Annotated in this window: 20 protein-coding genes; 11 read left to right on the plus strand and 9 right to left on the minus strand. The window is 51.2% G+C overall.

Annotation, left to right across the window (positions count from 1 at the left end; all coding sequences use genetic code 11):
• Nucleotides 1-88: 88 nt before the first annotated feature.
• Entirely contained in the window at nt 89-910 is an 822-nt protein-coding gene (locus tag PCH05_RS01400; protein ID WP_127599883.1) for a YesL family protein, read from the minus strand.
• A 176-nt stretch (nt 911-1,086) separates the two neighbouring features.
• Here PCH05_RS01400 and PCH05_RS27545 point away from each other — a divergent pair, with 176 nt between their 5' ends.
• On the plus strand, nt 1,087-1,209 hold the full coding sequence (locus tag PCH05_RS27545) for a YjcZ family sporulation protein (protein WP_218030506.1): 123 nt from the start codon (nt 1,087-1,089) through the stop codon (nt 1,207-1,209).
• Nucleotides 1,210-1,329: 120 nt separating this feature from the next.
• Here PCH05_RS27545 and cshA read toward each other — a convergent pair whose 3' ends face one another.
• Nucleotides 1,330-2,925 carry a degradosome RNA helicase CshA gene (gene cshA / locus PCH05_RS01405; protein ID WP_127599884.1) on the minus strand — a complete coding sequence of 532 codons (1,596 nt, stop codon included), beginning with the start codon at nt 2,923-2,925 and terminating at the stop codon, nt 1,330-1,332.
• 333 nt (nt 2,926-3,258) lie between these two features.
• On the opposite strand from cshA, the gene PCH05_RS01410 reads away from it, so the two are divergent.
• The 4 genes from PCH05_RS01410 to PCH05_RS01425 all read left to right on the plus strand — a co-directional run bounded on the left by PCH05_RS01410 (nt 3,259) and on the right by PCH05_RS01425 (nt 7,517).
• Nucleotides 3,259-4,083 carry a YitT family protein gene (locus PCH05_RS01410; RefSeq protein ID WP_246049315.1) on the plus strand — a complete coding sequence of 275 codons (825 nt, stop codon included), beginning with the start codon at nt 3,259-3,261 and terminating at the stop codon, nt 4,081-4,083.
• 172 nt (nt 4,084-4,255) lie between these two features.
• Nucleotides 4,256-4,459, plus strand: coding sequence for a hypothetical protein (locus PCH05_RS01415; protein ID WP_174806213.1), 204 nt, complete (start codon nt 4,256-4,258; stop codon nt 4,457-4,459).
• Between the two features lie 325 nt (nt 4,460-4,784).
• Nucleotides 4,785-5,957 (plus strand): putative glycoside hydrolase, encoded by a 1,173-nt coding sequence (locus tag PCH05_RS01420; RefSeq protein ID WP_127599886.1) that lies wholly within the window; start codon nt 4,785-4,787, stop codon nt 5,955-5,957.
• Between the two features lie 192 nt (nt 5,958-6,149).
• On the plus strand, nt 6,150-7,517 hold the full coding sequence (locus PCH05_RS01425; protein ID WP_127599888.1) for an MATE family efflux transporter: 1,368 nt from the start codon (nt 6,150-6,152) through the stop codon (nt 7,515-7,517).
• Between the two features lie 56 nt (nt 7,518-7,573).
• On the opposite strand, the gene pfkA is transcribed toward PCH05_RS01425, so the two are convergent.
• Together pfkA and PCH05_RS01435 are read right to left on the minus strand one after the other, a co-directional pair.
• Nucleotides 7,574-8,542: a 6-phosphofructokinase gene (pfkA, locus tag PCH05_RS01430; RefSeq protein ID WP_127599890.1), complete on the minus strand. Its 969-nt coding sequence runs from the start codon at nt 8,540-8,542 to the stop codon at nt 7,574-7,576.
• Between the two features lie 19 nt (nt 8,543-8,561).
• Nucleotides 8,562-9,593 carry a tetraprenyl-beta-curcumene synthase family protein gene (locus PCH05_RS01435; protein ID WP_371860499.1) on the minus strand — a complete coding sequence of 344 codons (1,032 nt, stop codon included), beginning with the start codon at nt 9,591-9,593 and terminating at the stop codon, nt 8,562-8,564.
• A gap of 306 nt (nt 9,594-9,899) precedes the next feature.
• On the opposite strand from PCH05_RS01435, the gene PCH05_RS01440 reads away from it, so the two are divergent.
• Nucleotides 9,900-10,541 carry a lysoplasmalogenase gene (locus PCH05_RS01440; RefSeq protein WP_127599894.1) on the plus strand — a complete coding sequence of 214 codons (642 nt, stop codon included), beginning with the start codon at nt 9,900-9,902 and terminating at the stop codon, nt 10,539-10,541.
• A gap of 96 nt (nt 10,542-10,637) precedes the next feature.
• On the opposite strand, the gene PCH05_RS01445 is transcribed toward PCH05_RS01440, so the two are convergent.
• The gene (locus PCH05_RS01445; protein ID WP_127599896.1) at nt 10,638-10,835 is read right to left on the minus strand and encodes a cold shock domain-containing protein; all 198 of its coding nucleotides are present in this window, start codon (nt 10,833-10,835) and stop codon (nt 10,638-10,640) included.
• Between the two features lie 163 nt (nt 10,836-10,998).
• Between PCH05_RS01445 and PCH05_RS01450 the strand changes: the two genes are divergently transcribed.
• From PCH05_RS01450 to PCH05_RS01470, 5 genes are all read left to right on the plus strand, one after another.
• Nucleotides 10,999-11,232, plus strand: coding sequence for a hypothetical protein (locus PCH05_RS01450; protein WP_127599982.1), 234 nt, complete (start codon nt 10,999-11,001; stop codon nt 11,230-11,232).
• Between the two features lie 8 nt (nt 11,233-11,240).
• Nucleotides 11,241-11,426 carry a hypothetical protein gene (locus PCH05_RS01455; RefSeq protein ID WP_127599898.1) on the plus strand — a complete coding sequence of 62 codons (186 nt, stop codon included), beginning with the start codon at nt 11,241-11,243 and terminating at the stop codon, nt 11,424-11,426.
• Between the two features lie 208 nt (nt 11,427-11,634).
• The gene (gene pepF / locus PCH05_RS01460; protein ID WP_127599900.1) at nt 11,635-13,425 is read left to right on the plus strand and encodes an oligoendopeptidase F; all 1,791 of its coding nucleotides are present in this window, start codon (nt 11,635-11,637) and stop codon (nt 13,423-13,425) included.
• Between the two features lie 76 nt (nt 13,426-13,501).
• Nucleotides 13,502-13,831, plus strand: coding sequence for a LapA family protein (locus PCH05_RS01465; protein WP_127599902.1), 330 nt, complete (start codon nt 13,502-13,504; stop codon nt 13,829-13,831).
• A gap of 21 nt (nt 13,832-13,852) precedes the next feature.
• A complete protein-coding gene (locus PCH05_RS01470; RefSeq protein WP_127599904.1) occupies nt 13,853-14,890 on the plus strand; it encodes a M42 family metallopeptidase in 1,038 nt (345 codons plus the stop codon).
• Between the two features lie 95 nt (nt 14,891-14,985).
• On the opposite strand, the gene PCH05_RS01475 is transcribed toward PCH05_RS01470, so the two are convergent.
• The 4 genes from PCH05_RS01475 to PCH05_RS01490 all read right to left on the minus strand — a co-directional run bounded on the left by PCH05_RS01475 (nt 14,986) and on the right by PCH05_RS01490 (nt 20,324).
• A complete protein-coding gene (locus PCH05_RS01475; RefSeq protein ID WP_164766501.1) occupies nt 14,986-16,734 on the minus strand; it encodes a M56 family metallopeptidase in 1,749 nt (582 codons plus the stop codon).
• Nucleotides 16,735-16,736: 2 nt separating this feature from the next.
• On the minus strand, nt 16,737-17,126 hold the full coding sequence (locus tag PCH05_RS01480) for a BlaI/MecI/CopY family transcriptional regulator (protein WP_127599909.1): 390 nt from the start codon (nt 17,124-17,126) through the stop codon (nt 16,737-16,739).
• A 181-nt stretch (nt 17,127-17,307) separates the two neighbouring features.
• Nucleotides 17,308-19,230, minus strand: a complete 1,923-nt coding sequence (locus tag PCH05_RS01485; protein ID WP_127599911.1) for an ABC-F family ATP-binding cassette domain-containing protein — start codon at nt 19,228-19,230, stop codon at nt 17,308-17,310.
• Between the two features lie 290 nt (nt 19,231-19,520).
• Nucleotides 19,521-20,324, minus strand: a complete 804-nt coding sequence (locus PCH05_RS01490) for a DUF92 domain-containing protein (protein WP_127599913.1) — start codon at nt 20,322-20,324, stop codon at nt 19,521-19,523.

Here is a 20,324-nt window from a genome sequence, read left to right on the forward strand (position 1 = left end):
GTCTTATTATAGACCCATTTTATCAAAAAGTAAATGTTGCTCGAAAATGATCGAATATCTCCTGCATCCATTCGTTCATCTGATCATTCTAATCTCTCTTAACCGATTCCCGGTTCCGTGAATCCTCGTCCGTCGAATCCTCGTCATCCGAAACATCTTCTTCCGGGTCTCTGTCCAGTTCAGCTGCTTCCTGCTCCTCCAGTTCCTTCTGCTTGATCCGTTCCGCCTGCTCCTGCATTTTGTTGAACGTCGCGAAGAAGTTGAAGAAAGCCCAGTACGCAATCAAGCTTCCCCCGAAAATAAAGATGATAGCCGGATACTTCGAGCCGACGAACAGCACAACCACGCTGCCCAGAACCGTCGTAATGACGCGCAGCGGACGGATAATGGTGATCAGCACCGCGTTCTTAAGGATCTGCACAATTCCCATATGGTAATGAACAATCATCGAGAAGAAATTAAACAGCGAAACAAACAGGACAATCAGCAAAACCAGCATCACGATTCCGATGATTTGGAGATTGCTGAGCTGCGTCATGTACACGGTATAGTCGACCAGCATGATGACCAGCAGGAGCACATAGAAAATGCCGCCGATCATGCTCTGCTTGTAATTTTCCTTATAGGACCTGAAAAACAAACTAAAGATCTTCACGTCGGGGTCGCCCATCACCCATTTACGGACTACCGCAAACAGCGCGGCCGTAGCCGGAAACAATGTAAACGGTGCCACAATGCCCATGGCCCAATTCATCTGAAGGGACTCGTTCGCACCGGTTACCAGCATTTTGGTCACCAGGAAAAAGAAAAACGGCGACGAACACAACAGCCACAAAATGTTGCTGTAAGCAAAGCGCGTAATCCATTCCGTAATTCTGTAAATACCGCCCATTGCACCTTTAAATTCCAAGAAAAAGCCTCCTCCTCCACTATCTATACCTGTACATAATAATATACCGCATTTTAGCCTTACATTGCCAGCGCCTAATTTCCGGGATATGGGTAAAGGTCTATACCGGCAGGCACCTCGCCTCATAAGATACACAGTAACCCAAAGGAAACAAACCATGAAGGAGGTAATGTTCAATGTCTCATGTTGCAGGCGTAGGATACGGCTATGGTGCTGGTATGGGTCTGTGGGGTTCCACAGGAGCAATTCTGGTATTGTTTATTCTGCTGGTCATCATCACCCGCGCGTTCATTTACTAAAAAGAAGTCAGCCTAGACAAATAACAGAACGAACCGGATAAAAGGGATTTTGCCCTAAAAGCAAAAAGAGACGGAGCATGCGGCTGCATGCTCCGTCTCTTTCGTTAGAACTTCAACATCTTAGCTGTTGAAGGAGTCATCGCGCTTGGAAGGACGTCTTCCTTCACCGTTGCTCGTACGCGGTTTACGGTCTCCTCCGTCACGGTAGGAGGAATCGCTGCTGCGTCCGCCGCCGCTGCGGTTGTATCCGCCGCGTCCGCCGTTATCACGGTCACGGTTATATCCGCCGCCGTTACGGTTACCGCCGCCATTGCCGCCGCGGAATCCGCCGTAGTTGCCGGATGGCTTACGACCATTGCGAAGGTCTGGCTTACCGTTGTTGTAACGACGTTTTACGCGGATCGGATCCTCTGGAGTCAGTTGAATCTCGGAATCGCGTTTTTCGCCGGTCAGCATTTTCATGGCTCCGGACAAGAGCTGGACGGAATCGTACTGCTCCAAGAGCTGAATGGCAAGGCCTTTGTATTCATTCAGTTCGCCGGACTCAATCGTCTCAAGCAGGCGTTCTGCGATGATGCGCTGTTTGCCTTCGATAGCTTCAGCCAGTGTAGGAAGCGGCTTGCGGGTAATGCGATGGCGCGTAACACGCTCAATCAGATGCAGATGGTCGATTTCACGAGGCGTTACGAAAGACCATGCCGTACCTTCTTTGCCTGCGCGGCCTGTACGGCCGATACGGTGCACATAGCTCTCCGGATCTTGCGGAAGGTCAAAGTTGACTACATGCGTTACGCCGGAAACGTCGAGACCACGTGCAGCCACGTCTGTCGCTACGAGTACATCGATGCTTCCGTCACGGAATTTGCGCATAACGGTATCACGTTGGTTCTGGGAAAGGTCGCCATGAAGTCCGTCTGCGGAATATCCGCGTTTTTGCAGGGCTTCGGACAATTCGTCAACCCGGCGCTTGGTGCGTCCGAACACGATCGCAAGCTCTGGGGATTCCATATCGATCAAACGGCAAAGCGCTTCAAACTTCTGGCGTTCAGGCACTTCAATATACGCTTGGTCAATCAGCGGTGCGCTGACTTGTTTAGGTACAACCGATACATGTTCAGGATTTTTCAAAAATTGCTGAGCCAGTTTTTGAATGTTTGGCGGCATTGTTGCGGAGAATAACATGGTTTGGCGTTCTTCGGGTACAAGCTTCAGGATCGATTGGATGTCTTCCATGAATCCCATGTCGAGCATTTCGTCGGCTTCGTCCAAAATGACCGTTTCTACGTCATCCAGGCGGATGGTTTTGCGGTTGATGTGGTCAAGCAGACGGCCTGGCGTACCAATGATGATTTGCGGTTTCTTCTTCAATGCGCGAATCTGGCGTCCGATATCCTGACCGCCGTAGATTGGAAGCGAACCGATGCCTTTGAAGCGTGTCAGCTTTCCGATCTCTTCAGCAACCTGAATGGCAAGCTCACGCGTTGGAGTCATAATGAGTGCTACGATTTTGTCCGTGTCCTTAGAAATTTTATTGATCAAAGGGATACCGAAAGCGGCGGTTTTACCCGTACCGGTCTGTGCTTGACCGATCATGTCGCGTCCCGACATAGCGATCGGAATCGACTGTGCCTGGATCGGTGTAGCTTCCTCAAATCCAAGCTCTGTAATGGCCTGAAGAACCTTTGGTTCAAGACCTAATTCTGCGAAATTTTTCAAAATATTCATACTCCTTCTATATAGTGGACATTCCACAATCTTGTCTGTATTCTTAAGTAGCGGTAAACATATATAGGTTAGCCATTCTTCAGAATTTATTACATGGCTTATATTCTCTATAGCGTTTATCCAGGGCAAAAACAGCCTACATATTTTAGTAAACGGTAATTTTTCTCCTGAAACAATGTTAGAATAATACTATTGTACAAGCCTACTCAAGAACATCTAATACATTATATCACAAAATAAATTACAAACACCAGCGGCTTACAACTAAACATGAAATGACCTTTTCAACCTGACACTATTACATATGAAATTGAGGTGGGCACTTTGAGGCTCAGCAACATCTGGAAGTATCTTGTCGTGATCATCGGCGCCGCTTTTATCGCCTGCGGATTCAACCTGTTTCTGGTTCCACACCAGCTACTCAGCGGCGGCGTATCCGGACTGTCCATGTTAGTGAATTATTTTACACCAGTGGATTTGAGTATATTGTATTTCGTTTTTAACGTTCCGATTCTGGTCGCAGGCTGGTTCATGTTGGGCAAAAGATTTATCGTGCTCAGCATTGTGTCCGTTGTGGCCACAACCTGGTTCATCGCCCTCGTACCCGTCACGGCTCTGGCCTCGGATACCCTGCTTGCCGCCGTGTTCGGAGGTGTCCTCGTCGGCATCGGCGCCGGCATCTCGTTTCGTGCCGGCGGGTCATCCGGAGGCTTCGACATCGCCGGCTCCATTGTAACCCGTTACCGCGATTTTCCGATCGGCAATGTCCTTGTTGCCATGAACGGACTGGTTATTCTGGCGGCGGGTTACCTGCAGAACGACTGGAATCTCGCTTTGGCCTCCATGGTTTCGATCTTCGTGACCGGCAAGGTCGTGGACATGATTCACGTCAGCCACTTCAAGGTAACGGTATACATTATCACCAATGAAACCGAAGCTCTTCTGAACCAACTGCTGGTGCGGCCCCGCGGCGTGACCAAAATCAAGACGGAGGGTGCCTTTTCACATGAAGCCAAAGACATGCTGATGACGGTAACCACCCGGTACGAGCTGCAGGAGCTGAAACGAATCATCAAGCAGACCGACCCGAAAGCGTTCGTCAACATTGTCGAAACCGTCGGAGTCATGGGCTCCTTCCGCAGAAGCTGATTTTGGTGGCCGCTGTGTAAAAAACATGTGTTTTGTGGTATATTAAAGATGCGCGGTTCCTGCAAATAGTTCCATGAGATTAGGATTGACCCGGCTATTCCAAGCACTTAAACGCTTTTCCGATTCTCCTTGGCTTTATAGTACGAGGCTTAAAGAATCCAGAGAGGAAAGGGTGATTTTTGTGGAAATGGAAACGGTAAAATTGTCCCAAATCGTCATGAAGTGGTTCCCAGATATGATGCCTTTCTTGAAGCAAAATGAACTGAATTCGCTCATTGTGCTGAGGGATGGCCTCGGTATCCTGGAACAGGATGATGCTATGGAGATTATCCAGTTCAGTATCTGTGAACATCAAAGCTCTGCGCCTCTTCATTAATTAAGATGGCTTGGAAACACAAGATGGATCGTGCCGCCTTTTTTCAGTCCCTGATTTCACACTGAAAACTGGCGGCTTTTTTGTTTTTCCTCGGGTTCGCAAAAATGTATAAATGTTGGCAATCCCTTGCTCCATACGTATTTACCGTTCATACAGGCAAAGCTAAAAGCACATAGAAGGGTTTAAATCGGCCGGAAGCCGTTTAAGAAAAAGGGGGCTGCATCGTTTCGTAAAAATCCGCCAAATTGTTACAAAGCTGTTGTTTTTAAGCTCATTTGTTCTTATATAATCATATTGTGAACGCTAACAAGGGAGAGAATTGTTTATGAATATCATCTGGGCTCTGCTGATGATTTTGGGCAGCAGCGCGGCTCATCATCCGCAGAACGACAATCATCATGTTGCTAGTATTATTCAGTCTTCGATCAACTCAGCCATCATCGCTTCTCAGTCCAAAGACGTGGCGGTAAGCGCGGACAACCCGCCTGCCAAGGTAGACCCGCAAGCGAACGCTCCCAAGATAAAAGGCGTGTACGTTACGGCATACAGTGCTGGAGGTTCCCGAATGGCACAGCTTCTCGATTTGCTGGACAAGACGGAACTGAACGCCATGGTCATCGATATCAAGGATGACGCAGGATACATAACATACAAAACGGACAACCCCGACTTGATTAAAAAAGGGAATCCTCAGCCTTTCATTCATGACATCAACGCTCTGATGGAACGCCTGAAAGAGCATCAGGTTTATCCGATCGCTCGCGTCGTCGTCTTCAAGGATACGGTTCTTGCCAAAAAACGTCCTGATCTTTCCTTTGTTAACAAGGATGGAACCGTATGGAAGAACGGAAAAGGCGACAGCTTCGTCAATCCGTTCAGCAAGGAAGTCTGGGATTACAACGTCGAGATCGCCAAAGAGGCCGCCAAACTCGGTTTCAAGGAAATCCAGTTTGACTATGTCCGCTTCCCGGAAGGCTTTGAAAAACGTGCGGATTCCTTGAAATACATCAAGAACGGCAAATCCCGCGTGGATGCCGTGGCTGAATTCGTGCAGTATGCACGCAAGCAGCTAGCGCCCTTGGGCGTACGCGTATCGGTCGATATTTTCGGCTATGCAGCGTCCGTCCCAGCTGCGGAAGGCATTGGGCAGGACTTCAACAAAATTTCCGAAAACGTGGATGTCATCAGTCCGATGGTATATCCGAGCCACTATACCCAAGGATGGTTCGGAGCCAAGGATCCGGACAAAGAACCTTACAAAACCATCAAAGGCTCTATGACCGACACCTTTAAGAAGCTGACTCCGCTGGAGGATCAGAAGCCGATCGTACGCCCCTGGATTCAGGATTTCACGGCCAGCTGGCTTGGAAGCGGACATTACATCAAGTATGGCAAGGCTCAAGTCGATGAGCAGATCCGCGCTTTGAAGGATATGAAAATCGACGAATACCTGCTCTGGAATGCCACGAACCGATACAGCCCTGGCGTGGATTATTAATACAATATCCCGTCCTAACAACCCGGCCGATCAGGCCGGGTTGTTCTTATGCGGACCGACACCAGTACGGAGGAATGACGGCAGGATCCGACACCGGTTCCGCGATTCTCCCTGTTCAAACCAGAGCTTATGTTCTACAATAGACTCCTGTCACTCGATGTCAGAATTTCATTACTGTGAGGCTTGCCCGATATGAAACCAACCTTGACGCTTCAGCAAAAGTCGAAGCAATTTCTCGTTATACTGCTGCCCATTTTGATTACGCAAATCGCCTTGTCCGCCATTACGTTCTTCGACACGAACATGTCGGGCAAGGCAAGCTCCACCGATTTGGCAGGCGTCGCCATTGGCTCCAGCCTGTGGATTCCTCTGCAGACCGGGCTTAGCGGCATCCTGATGGGCATGACGCCAATCGTCTCCCACTTGATGGGGGGAGGCCAGGTGAAGAAGGTCGCGTACCAAGTCATGCAGGGCCTATGGCTTGCGCTGCTCCTGGCCTTAGCCATCCTAGCCGCAGGAAGCCTCCTGCTTCCGACCATTCTTGGCGCGATGAACCTCGACCCGGATGTCCGGCATATCGCCTTCCGCTTCTTAAGCTATTTGTCGATCGGTATCATCCCCATGTTCGGTTATACGGTGATACGAAGCTTTATCGACGCGCTGGGCCAAACCCGGATGTCGATGACGATTACGCTCATATCGCTTCCGATTAATATTTTCCTGAATTACCTCCTGATTTTCGGGAACTGGGGATTTCCGCGCCTTGGCGGCGCTGGTGCAGGCATCGCGTCTGCCATAACGTATTGGTGCGTGTTTATCATTGCGGTCGTCTTCGTGACGCGTCTGAAGCCCTTTGCTTCCTTCGGCATCTTCCGCACCTTCCACGGCGTGTCCCTGAAAGCATGGACAGAGCTGCTGAAAATCGGGGTTCCGATCGGTTTTTCCATCTTCTTCGAAACGGCCGTATTCGCGGCCGTCACCTTGCTGATGAGCCGATTCGATACCATTACAATCGCCGCGCACCAGGCAGCGATGAATTTCGCCACGACGCTGTATATGATCCCGCTCAGCATCAGCATGGCGCTCACGATTCTTGTCGGCTTCGAAAAGGGCTCCGGACGTCTAAAGGACGCAAGGCAGTACAGTATTCTTGGCATCTCCTCTGCCATCATGTTATCACTCTTGACGGCCGTGGTGTTGCTTGTGGCAGGCCAATATGTCGCGGGCCTGTATTCGGACGAAAGCAACGTGATCGCGTTGACGAAGCATTTCCTGATCTATGCGATCTTCTTCCAGATTTCCGATGCCATTGCCACGCCAGTTCAGGGGGCGCTGCGTGGGTACAAGGACGTGAATCCGGCATTTATCATTACGTTCATTTCTTATTGGGTTATCGGCCTCCCCGTCGGGTTTGTTCTTGCCACCTACACGTCGCTCGGGGCATACGGCTTCTGGATCGGCCTCATTACCGGACTCGCGGCAGGCGCGACCCTTCTTCTATGGCGGCTAGTGAAGGTACAGCGTAACAACCGCCGTCATGCTTCCTTGACCGCTTCCTGAACAATAAAAAAAAAGACCTTGCAGAAGACGTGCTCTGCAAGGTCTTTTGTAATAAATTATTGCGATAACCGGGATGCCAATTCGTATAACTCCATGTTGAATGCTTTTTTGCTGTTAACGACTTTGTCGATATCCGTGAGAACCAAATCTCCTTTAATGATTCCGCAGGCTTTATCCGATTCGCCCTCAATCAGCTTGCGGACAGCAAAGTCGCCAAGACGGCTGGCCAGGTTCCGATCGGAAGGCGTCGGCGTACCGCCGCGCTGAATATGTCCAAGCACCGTTACGCGGGGTTCAAGGGTCGGACAGCGGTCGGTCAAGGCTTTGGCCACATCTTCACCGCTGCCTACACCTTCAGCCACAATGACGATGCTGTGGCGTTTGCCAAGCGCGAAATTCTGCTTCATGCGTTCCGTAATTTCATCCATGTCATGCGGAACTTCCGGCACGAGGATCGTTTCAGCCCCCGAAGCCAGACCTGCGTAGAGTGCGATATCGCCGCAGTGTCTGCCCATGACCTCCACGATCGAGGAGCGTTCATGCGAAGACATCGTATCGCGAAGCTTGTTCACCGCGTCCACGACGATGCTCACCGCGGTATCGAATCCGATGGTAAAATCCGTGTAAGAAATGTCGTTGTCAATCGTGCCAGGCAGCGCCATCGTGTTGATGCCGAGCTTGCTCAGCTTGTTGGCGCCATGATAAGAACCGTCGCCTCCGATAACCACGAGGCCGTCGATGCCGTGCTTGCGCAGAATATCGGCACCTTTTTGCTGTCCTTCCGGCGTCATGAACTCCTTACAGCGTGCAGACTGCAAAATCGTACCCCCGCGCTGGATGATATCCCCTACGCTGCGCAGATCCATTGAGAAAATATCATCGTTTAGCAGTCCCTGATAACCGCGCTGAATCCCGTACACTTCAAGCCCATGGTAAAGTCCGCTGCGAACCACCGCGCGAACCGCCGCGTTCATCCCTTGGGAATCGCCGCCACTGGTCAGTACTGCAATCTTTTTCACTGTCATGAAAAATTCCTCCTCGTAATCACTCATACAAATGTTTGCGGATCCAGCGGCTGTTGACGAAAAAGAAGAGCCTGGTCAATGGGCTTCCTTTCATCAGACGCTTGGATACGGAGCGAACTTCCTGCTGCTCGCTGACTTTCGGATCGGACAAATAGATTGCCAGTAATCCCTCAATGATCATTCGGTGAAACGGCGGCACAGGAATGGACAAGACATCCTTGCGCGCCGACTCCACAATCAAGGCAATCCGGTCCAGCATACTATCGGGAGAATCATAATAATTGCAAAAATTCAGATCTCCGCCCAGCCGATCCTCTTCCTGATCAATCAGGTAATCCAGCATAATGTGCAGACAGCAAACATGTGGAAAGTATGACGCATGAATGGAGGCCGCAGCCGTATCGTTCAAGTGCCTGTCGCTCGCGGCAAGAAACAGCATGAATACGCCCAAGGTCGAGCCGGTAGCGGCGGCGAACTCATTCCAACGGAGGTGGGGTGTCCGTTCACGGTGAAGCTCCCACCAGTCCAGCAGCGCCTGCTCCCTGAGTTCGGGCTTGATATGCTTGTAGACCTGCAGGTCGGTATACAGGCCCGCCAGGTCCCGGACGTAAGGCATAGCCGCAGCGTAGCCGGGAAGCTGTCGGATGCAGCTCTGGCAGGTCGTTACCAGACTGCGCAGATATCCCCCGTCATTTTGCTCCTGACGCAGCGCATAATAATTTACGGGCACGGCATCCGGATCCGTCGCATCCAGCATCGATTGATGCAAGAGCCGGAAATCCTCGGGATCCATAGAGGTACTGCGGTCGCATAAATTATCCAGATAATCGCTGATCGTCTGATAAGCAACAATCAGCTTGGTCAGAACGAGCCTGTCCGGCAAAGGAACAGCCGCATAGATTCCACCGCCCTCGCAATGAAACTGCTTCGTTTCAATGCTGGCAAGCGCTTGCTTGCGAAGCTCCGGATCAGGAATCCGTCCGGCCGCCTTCCGCCAACCGTCCAATTCCTTCCGCACCTCCGGAAGAACATGCTTGTACACTCGTCCCATTAAGCTTATAGGGTTCCGGGGAACTTGATATTGACTTTGCCCATGATCATTCAAGACGGTGCCTCCACATTGTTGTCTACTTGTATCTATCCTAATGCACTTTATTATAATATGGTCCTTAAAATAGCACAAATAAACTAGATCACGTCATGGAAGGGAATTTGCCGAAATATACTATAAAGAAAAGGCTTTCATTGCCTTGAGTACGGCATGTAAGCGTTCTAGCAATAAAAAAAGGATTCTTGGAATATTCCCGCGAAATATATTTTAAATTAGACTGATTTCGGCCGAAGGAGGCTCAAACGCATGTACAAACGGCTGCTTCCCGCTGCCATTCTAATCATGGGACTTGTGTATATTTTCCTGCTCCACAGTCTGGTATTCAAGTTAATTCCCATGGCGCTCATTCTGATCTATGCATGGATTCACGCGTCTTCTGCCAAGAAGAGTTACGCCATGCTGACCTTGTCAGGCCTCTTCTTCTGCATGCTCGGCGACGGTCTGCTACACTGGTTTCTTATCGGTCTGACAGCATTTCTCGTCGGCCATCTGTTCTACCTGTCGGCCTTTGCCACCCGCTGGACCTTTCATCCTACCCGGATGTCTGCGCTCCTTCCTATCGCGTTGTATGCCGCGTTCATGGGCTGGAGGCTGTATCATGGACTGCAAGACGGGGGCAATTTAGGCATGCTGCTTCCTGTTCTGGCATATCTGGTCGTCATCTCTTCGATGGGCTTCTTTGCCATTATGTCCGCCTCCCTGCCCGCTGCCTGCGGCGCGCTCCTCTTCATCGTTTCGGATTCCATCCTGGCCTGGAACAAGTTCATCGCTGACGTTCCGTACTCAGGCATCCTCATCATGGCCACCTACTATGGCGCACAGTTTTTGATCGCAACCAGCATACACCACAGCCGTGCCCGTACAAAAAGCGTAAGCCTCTATCCGTAAACAATACAAAAAAAGCACAGTTCCCTTGATGAGAACTGTGCTTTTATAGGCTTTTATCTAACCAAAGCTATAAGAAATCCGATATCGGAGTCGATCTTATAATTTAGTTACGTTTGCAGCTTGAGGGCCACGGTTGCCTTCAGTGATTTCGAATTCAACTTCTTGACCTTCGTCCAAAGTTTTGAAGCCGTCTCCTTGGATTGCGGAGAAATGTACGAATACGTCCTCGCCGCCTTCAACTTGAATAAAGCCATAGCCTTTTTCTGCGTTAAACCATTTAACTGTACCTTTCAAATGAACAACCTCCTAAAAATACCGCCATATGTGGCGAATAAGTACATTATACTTCATGCAACTTGACAATGCAATCGCTCTTTTGATGAAATCCATCTTTTCATTTGCTTTTGGAGCTTCCTCTGCGGTATCATTTTACCAAAAGACCAAACGGAGAATGCATATGATCAAAAAACATGAAATATACAAAAAAGACAAATGGAACATGATGACCGTTGAAGTCCAGGGACGATACATCGTTCTTCGGGAGATCTCTGATCAATGGGGCGAGGAAACCCATACCTTCATGAGTCGGCCTGCCCTCATGCAATGGGCCGAAACCCGTTTTCCCAAGGAAGAATACGAAGATAACATGGATGAATGGCGCCGGGTGATGGCTGCCTTTAAAGGAGTTTAGTCCTTCACATGGAATACAGCAGCACTCTTATCTTCATCATTTCCGCGTTCTGTCTTGGAGCCGTGCTCATCATGATGAGAAACTCGGTGCCGCAGAAGCTGAGACGGGGACTCGCAAGCATTGCGACCGTTATGATCCTGTTTGCCTTTTTCCTTATTGTATACAGTCTCTTCACCATGGGTTCCAGCCCTTGAAGGAAAGCGTAAATAATTTTTAGGGGAAAAGTTCATACTATGGGGTAACTTTCCAAAACAAGGAGGCTCCCTGCCTGTGAACTGCACCAGGACATTCAGGCTTGCTGCCCTATTCACGTTCGCCGTGAGTGCGATTCCCCTCTTTCCTCCGGCGGTTTCGTCAAGTGGAACCCATCTAACATCATCCCAACATTTAAGGAGGATTCCCATGGAACAATTATTGAAGCGCTCTGAGGTAGCTGAAGAGAACAAATGGAATGTCGAGGATTTATTCGATGGCCAAAAAGCCTGGGACCAGACTTATGCCGAGCTTCAGCAGGAAGTGAAGAAAATCGCCGAGTTCCAAGGCAAGCTGGATAACGCTAAATCTGTTAAAGACTGCTTCGCCCTTGAAGACGACATTTCACAAAAAACCGAGCGCCTATACGTTTACGCGCATCTGCATCATGACGAAGATACAGCAAATCCTACATACCAGGGGCTTTCCCAGAAAGCCAAAAAAATGAATGTACAGGTCGGAGAGGCCCTTTCCTTCGTCACGCCGGAAATCCTCGCCCTGCCGGACGACAAGCTGGATGCGTTCATCGCCGATCCGGAGCTTGCCGCCTACAAATTCACCCTGACCGAGATGAAACGCGAGAAAGCGCACATCCTTTCCAAGAACGAAGAAGCGCTGCTCGCGCAGGTCGGCAACCTGTCCCAGGCGCCGCAAACGATTTTCGGCATGCTCAACAACGCGGACATCAAGTTTCCGAAGATTAAAAACGAAGAAGGCAAGGAAGTCGAGCTGACCCACGGCAATTATATCCAGTTCCTGGAGAGCCCGAACCGCGAAGTCCGCGAGCGCGCTTTCAAGGCGGTATATGCCACCTATGCCAAGCAAAAAAACACGATTGCCGCTACGCTGAACGCGAACGTCAACAAAAACATGTTCTACGCCAATGTGCGCAAATATCCTTCCGTGCTGGAGATGTCCCTCTACGGCGACAACATTCCGAAGGAAGTGTACACGAATCTGATCGACACCATCCATGAAAGCCTGCCGCTGCTGCACAGATACATGAATTTGCGCAAAAAGCTGCTCGGCGTCGACGAGCTCCATATGTATGACTTGTTCGCCCCGCTGGTGGATGAATACAAAATGGACATCACTTACGACGAAGCCAAGAAAACCGTTTCCGAAGGTCTCAAGCCGCTCGGACAGGATTATCTGAAGTCCTTGCAGGAAGGCTTCGACAACAAGTGGATCGACGTGTACGAAAACGAAAACAAACGTACCGGCGCATACAGCTGGGGAGCTTACGGCACGCATCCGTTCGTGCTGCTGAACCACAAGGACAACCTGAACAGCATGTTCACGCTCGCTCACGAAATGGGCCATGCGCTGCATTCCTACTACTCGGATAACACGCTGCCATACCGTGACGCGCAGTACACCATCTTCCTGGCCGAGGTCGCTTCCACGACCAACGAAGCGCTGCTGATGGATTACCTGCTAAAGAAATCGACGGATCCGAAAGAAAAAATGTACCTGCTGACGTACTATGCAGACCAGTTCCGCACGACCGTGTTCCGTCAAACAATGTTCGCAGAGTTCGAAAAGCTTGTCCATGAGCGCGCCGAATCCGGCGAAGCGTTGACACCGCAGGCTTTGTCCGAAATCTACTACGACCTGAACGTGAAATACCATGGCAAGGGCATGGCTGTGGACAAAGACATCGAAATGGAATGGGCGCGCATCCCTCACTTCTACACCAGCTTCTACGTGTATAAGTACGCGACCGGATTCTCTGCGGCAACCAGCTTCTCCAAGCAAATCCTTGAAGAAGGCCAGCCGGCGGTGGACCGTTACCTCGGCTTCCTGAAGAGCGGCGGCAGCGACTACTCCATTAACATCCTGAAAAAAGCCGGCGTCGACATGTCTTCGCCACAGCCGATTCGCGAAGCAATGAGCGTCTTTGAAAATGTCATCGAACAATTGGAACAAATGACGAAGTAATCAAGCAGGATGGTACTAAATCCCTTGTCCGAAAAGGTCAAGGGATTTTATACTGTCTTTAGAGGGAGGTGTCCGTATGAAAATCCAGTGGTCACTGATTGCCGGGCTGGTATTTGCGCTGCTGACGGCCATTTTTGCCGTCATCAACGTCGATCCCGTGCGCGTTAATTTGATGTTTAGCGAGGTCAACATTCCGCTGATTCTGCTGATCGTAGGCTGTACGCTCATCGGCGGCATCATCGTCGGTTCTTACGGTATCTTCAGACAATATAGGCTGCAAAAAGAAATCAAGCTTCTCTCCGCCCAGCTCGCGCACATCCAAAGCGAAACCGGGTACACCGAGCCTTTGCCGGTAGAAGAAATGACGAAGGAATCCAACGATAAGGAACAACTTCAGACACCCTAATCATGTGAGGAGGACATCACGATGTCGATACAACCCAATGAACAATACATACTGAACTTTTTGAAACAGCTGCTGGATACTCCAAGCCCAAGCGGTTTTACTGCGCAAGTCATGAAGCTGGTCGAAGCCGAAGCTTCTTCTCTGGGCGTGAAGCTCTCCTGGAACCAAAAAGGCGGCGCGATCCTGGAGGTCGAAGGCGAAGACAGCTCCCGCACGATCGGACTCAGCGCGCATGTCGATACCCTTGGCGCCATGGTTCGTGCCGTCAAATCCGAAGGTACGCTGCGGTTGACAAGCGTTGGCGGATTCATGATGAACAGCATGGAGAACGAATACTGCGTCATCCATACCCGCAGCGGCAAAACCTACACCGGCACGATCCTGAGCACCCATCCTTCGGTCCATGTTTACAGCGACGCACGTGATTTCAAGCGTTCGGAGGATCATATGGAGGTCCGGATCGACGAGCTTGTCCACTCCAAGGAAGACGTGCTCAAGCTGGGCATCTCCGTCGGCGATTTCGTTTCGTTCGATTCCCGCGCGGTCATGACCGACAGCGGGTTCGTGAAATCACGCCACATTGATGACAAAGCAAGCGTATCCGCCTTGTTCGGTTTGCTCGAATCCATGAAGCGTGAGAGCTGGAAGCCGAAGCACAACCTGAAATTCCTCATCTCGAACTATGAGGAAGTGGGTCATGGAGCCGCGTACATCCCGCAGGACATTGACGAAATGATCGCTGTTGATATGGGATGCATCGGCGATGACCTGAGCTGCAAAGAAACCGATGTATCCATCTGCGCAAAGGATTCCTCGGGGCCGTACGACTATGACATGACCAGCAAGTTGATTGAACTTGCAAAAGCCGAAAACATTCCGTTTGCGGTGGATGTGTATCCGCATTACGGCTCGGATGCGTCCGCTGCCCTGTCCGCCGGCAATAACATCCGCGCCGCCCTGATCGGTCCTGGGGTTCATGCTTCCCATGCGATGGAGCGCACCCATAAGCAGGCGGTGTTCAACACAACCAAGCTGTTAGCAGCCTATGTAAGAGCTTAGTACCGGTTTTTGGTTTACGACATCCTGCGTGCACAACAAAAAGGCTACCCGTTCAATCCGAACGGATAGCCTTTTTTTCATCATAGCCGGAAGGATTATCTCTTCGCTTCTCCCATTGGCGCGGCAGCTCGCGGTGAATACACGGATATGTGGTCAAGCCGCTTCGTCGAATGCGGTCCGACAAATTTAAGCTCGTAATCCCCCACCTTATACATCAAAATGTCATCGCTGCCGCTGGTCTTGATCGAGCCCGGCTTGCCAAGCGTTTTTTGAATTTCGGTAAAACTGATCTGATTGAAGGCCGTGCTCTCATCGATCTGAGATCCGAAATAACGGATATCATACACGACCTCACCCCGGCCGATTCCGAAGGCGTACGTTCCTCTGCCCGCTCCCGGCGAATAGGAATCATAGGCATAGGAGTCGGTCGGCTGCCAAGGCCGGTCAGGATCGCCCCAGGCCTTGTGAACATCGTCGATAATCGTCTTTCCGGATACGAAATTGGCTCCCTTCACTTGCCCTTTTTTAGCCAATGCATATATGTCCTTGATTTGTTGTTCGTGTCCACGGGTTGCAGATCCGCCGGATGACGTCGATGGCTTCTCGCCTGTCGATTTGCCCGGGGAGGACGAACCCCCTCCAGTGGATGACGTCTCTGACCCCGAGCCGTTTTGGGTATCCTTCGGATTCTGCACAGCTCCGTTATCACCTGGCGTTCCAGGCGTCACCTCTTGGGCTGGAGTGGTCTCAGAAGGCGCAGATGAATTGCTGTCGCTTGGCGTTTTTCCGTTCGTCAGCGCACAGCCGCTTAATGCCAGCACGAGCACAAGCCCTGCCAAAGTCCATCTGAACGATCTATGCTTAAAGGTTGTAATCATAAGAATCCTCCTTTTTAACTGCTGCTTGGAGCCGGATACGCCAGCCGCACCAGGGATCATGCCGCGCAGCCGGCTTCTTTCGAGCAAGGTGATGATCGTGTGCCCATACGCTGCGATCCCTGCGGGATCGATGTTGCGAAGCGCTGCGGCATCGGCTGCAAGCTCCTGATCCTCTCGCATTTTGTACAGCGCATACCAAAGTACCGGGTTATACCAATGTACCGCGAGCAGCAGATGCATCAGCCAGTTCACCGCAATATCAGCGTGCTTCATATGCGCCAGCTCATGCATGTAGATATGGTGCTTTTGCTTGTCATCCAGCTCCTGGATGTTCAAGGGCATGATTAACCGCGGGCGAACCCAGCCGAACAAGGTTGGGGTCGAAACGATCGGCGAATAGCTGAGCCGCACGCGTCTTCTGATCCTCATAACCCGTTGAGCCTGCTGAAGCAAGCTCATGTCAGCCGGCGTAGCTGTGACTGCATAGCGACGGAGCCTGATTGAGAATACAGCATTGACTAGCGGTAATCGCAGCAGCATAATGACAGCGACGATGAGCCATACACCTATAGCCACCTTCTTGGCATTCCAGCCCTCTTCGACGATGGGACCGGCATCCTGAGTGGTTGAAACCGGCGTCTGTATGCCTTCGGGTTCCTCGGCCGGATACGATACCGCCTGATTATCCTTTCCGGTGTGTACGGCTGGGTGCAGCGCATCTTGCGACGCCGTCCCTACCCACGGCAACAGATTATAGATGCTGTAAGCGGTTTGCGGACCCGCAGGAATAATCAGCCTCAGCAGTAATAACAGCCATAGCATATAATGCCATCCAGGCTTTAAACGATGGTTCAAAGCCATCTTGATCATCAGGATGAGTCCGGCCATGACGCTTGCGAGCAGCGATGTTTTTAGAACCCAAGCGAAAAATTCGTTCAGCAAGGGGTTTGCGAGGAAATCCGCCATGATCATTCCCCTTTCGTGAAACGCGACTGTTCATCGAGCAGATTCCGCAGCTCTTCAATCTCGTCCGAAGAGAGCTGCTCATTCTTCAAGAAATTTACCATGAGCGGCTTGAAGGAACCGCTGTAGATCCGTTTCAGAAAGCTTTGAGTCTCGGCCTTTTGGCACTCCTCTTCCGAAATCAGCGCATAATATGAATACGGCCTGCTGTCCGGATCATACGCTGCCGCTTTTTTGGCAACCAGCCGATTCAGTAACGTCCGGACCGTTTTCGGGCTCCAATCGATTTGGGAAGCAAGGGCGTCAATGACTTCATTGGCGGTCTTCGGTGAACCCTTCCATAATATTTTCATGACTTCCCATTCTGCTTCTGAAATGACGGGCAATTTGTTCAATGATGCTCCTCCTCAATCCAGATTACGTTTGTAATCTACATTCAACAATATTACATATGTAATCCAACAAAGTCAACCTTCCGTTTGCCTAAAGTTCTACATGATGCTGTCTAAGCGGCGGGCGATTTGCCGAAAAAAAACACGCTGAATCAACGGATTCAACGTGTTTGTATCGCTTAACTTATCCTTTTTTGCTTGCTTCAATTTTCTCCGCAAGCTCGTTTAAATACGCCCAGCGATCCATCAGATGCTCGAGCTCCTGCTCCGTCTCCTGCTGCTTCTGCATCAACTCCTGCAGCAGCGCGGAGTCGCTGAAGGATTCCTCCATCTTCTTCTGGATGCCCGCCAGCTTGTTCTCGCAAGCCTCAATCATTTCGTCGATCTGATCGTATTCCCGCTGCTCCTTAAAGCTGAACTTCAGCTTTTCCCGCGGAGCCTCTGGAGGCGCGGCTTCCGCCGCAGGCTTGGCCTTTTCCGCAAAGCGCTCGCCGGATGCAGGCTCGGCGTTCTTCGCCATCCATTCGCTGTATTCCGTGTAGTTCCCCACATGGACCCTAATCCTTCCATTTCCCTCGAAGGCCATGATCTTATCCACGGTCCGATCCAAAAAGTAACGGTCATGGGATACGACGAATACGACACCCGGGAAATCATCCAGATAATCTTCAAGAACCGACAGGGTTTGAATGTCCAAGTCATTTGTGGGCTCGTCCAGCAGCAGCACATTCGGTGCCGACATAAGCACACGCAGCAAATATAGACGGCGTTTTTCCCCGCCAGACAGCCTCGAAATCGGAGTCCACTGCATCGCAGGCGAGAACAGGAAGCGTTCCAGCATTTGCGAAGCTGTAATACTGCTGCCGTCGCCGGAGCGAATGACCTCCGCCTCTTCCTTGATATATTCAATCACGCGCATGCTGCCATCCATATCCTGATGCTCCTGCGTGAAGTAACCGATTTTAACGGTAGTGCCCGTGATGACCTCACCTTCGTCCGGTTCCAATCTTCCGGCGATCATGTTCAGCAGCGTGGATTTGCCGCTGCCGTTCGGACCGGCAATTCCCACGCGATCCCCCGGTACGCTGATATAATTCAGGTCATGGATCAGCAGCTTATCTCCGGCCTTTTTACCGAGATGCTCCAGCTCAATGATTTTGCGTCCCAAGCGCGTGGAGGCGGCAGACATATCAACAGAGCCGCTGCGCGATGGTCCTTGCTGATCCGATAGCGCTTCGAAGCGGTCGATCCGCGCCTTTTGCTTGGTCGATCTGGCTTTCGCCCCGCGGCGGATCCATGCCAGTTCGTTGCGGAGGAGATTCTGCCTTTTTTGTTCGGATGCCTCCTCCCGTTCCTCTCTCTCGGCCTTGAGTTCGAGGAATCTGGAGTAATTGGCCTCATATCGGAACAGCCGGCCATGATCCAGTTCCAGCATCACATTGGCAACCCGGTCCAGAAAATACCGGTCATGCGTAATCATGAGCAGCGCGCCGCGGCGCTTTTGCAAATACTGCTCCAGCCAGATGACGGAATCGTTGTCGATATGGTTCGTTGGCTCGTCCAGAATCAACAGCTCACAGGGCTCAATAAGAGCTTGGGCCAATGCCACGCGCTTGCGCTGTCCGCCCGATAAGGATTCCATCGTCGCGTCGAAGTTCACGATTCCAAGCTTGGACAGAATCGTCTTCGCTTCGCTCTCCATCTGCCAGGCCTGCAGGGTTTCCATTTGCTGATTCAGCTTCAGCAGCTTTTCCTGCAATCCTTCATCCGCCGGATTCAGTTCAAGCCGTTCCATCGTTTCGGTGTAATCCCGGACCACCTTCAGCTTGGGGTCATTCCCCTCAAATACCTGCTGAAGCACGGTATTCGCCGGATCAAACTCCGGATTTTGCGCCAGAAAGCGCACCCTAACCTGATTGCCGATAGCGATCGAGCCTGCGTCCGGCTGCTCGAGTCCGGCTATGACACGCAAAAACGTGGATTTTCCCGTTCCGTTCACGCCCACGATGCCGATGCGATCATTATCTTCCATACCGAAGGAGGCATCCTGAAACAGGATTTTTTCGCCGTAGCTCTTGGCTATATGTTCAACCGTCATGATATTCATATTTATTATTCCCTACTTATCTCTCTGATTTGAAATGCCTGATTCTATTTTAGCATACCGTTTGGACCGATATAAACAAGCCGAACCTCACCATGTTCGACTTATTGCAGGAATCATAAGAAAAACGTCTATCGACGTACCTCCAAAGGAGTCAGACCGCGCTTAGCAGTAGTTTTTCTTGCGAGATCAGGATGCGGGAGCTTCGAAACTTATACTTTCTGATCTCTTGAAAAAAACCGCCTGCAAAAGGCGGTTCGTTATGCTTGCCGTAACCCCGAGGCATGTCCTGTTTAACCCAAAAGCGCCAAGGCAAACGCGGCGATTCCTCCGATGCAGGAGGACAGGAAATTCACGGCATCATTGTTCATCCCGCGCCAGCCTCGAACCGGTTCCGTCGGCTGGCCGCAGTGCGACAGCACCTCGACTTCTTTGCCGCAAACCCGGCAGCGGTGCATGACCTGAACCGTCGCTCCCAGAAATGAATCGGTAAAAGCGCCGACCAGACCGCCAATGACGCCAGCTATGATGAAAGCCCCTCCCGAGCTGCCTTCCATCCCAGCCATCGCTGCGAACAGACAGCCGAAACAAGCGATCATCAGGCCTCCAAGAGCGGCGGCCGTGCTTCCAAGCAGCGTAACCCCCCCGGAGGTGCCCGGAGGCACCACTTTTCCTGTCAGCACCGAACGCGGCGGTCTCCGGCTGAGGCCTCCCCATTCCGTTGCCCATGTATCGGCCGTAGCAGCCGCCATAACGCCGATAAAGGCATATACCCAGCCCGGATCCGGCCAGATCGCATTCAGGATGCACAGAAGCATGCCGGCGCCGCCGTTGGCAAATACCTGACCGGCATCACGCGTTCCCGTTTTGGCATAGGATTTCTCAAGCTCCGCTTTGTTGGCCTGTTTGAACTTGGACAGCAGCGAAGAGCTGAGGAAGAACACGAGCAGGATGCCAAACCAGAGCACATTTCCGGCGCCAAAATAAACGGTCCCCATGACCCAAGCGGCTATGGCCCCGGACAACGTAAGCGAACGTTTCCAGTAAGCCCCGCCGGCAACGATCAGGGCACACAGCGCACCGAGCAGCCAAGCCAT

Origin of the sequence: Paenibacillus chibensis, assembly GCF_004001045.1 — a bacterium.
Taxonomy (GTDB): domain Bacteria; phylum Bacillota; class Bacilli; order Paenibacillales; family Paenibacillaceae; genus Paenibacillus_AQ; species Paenibacillus_AQ chibensis.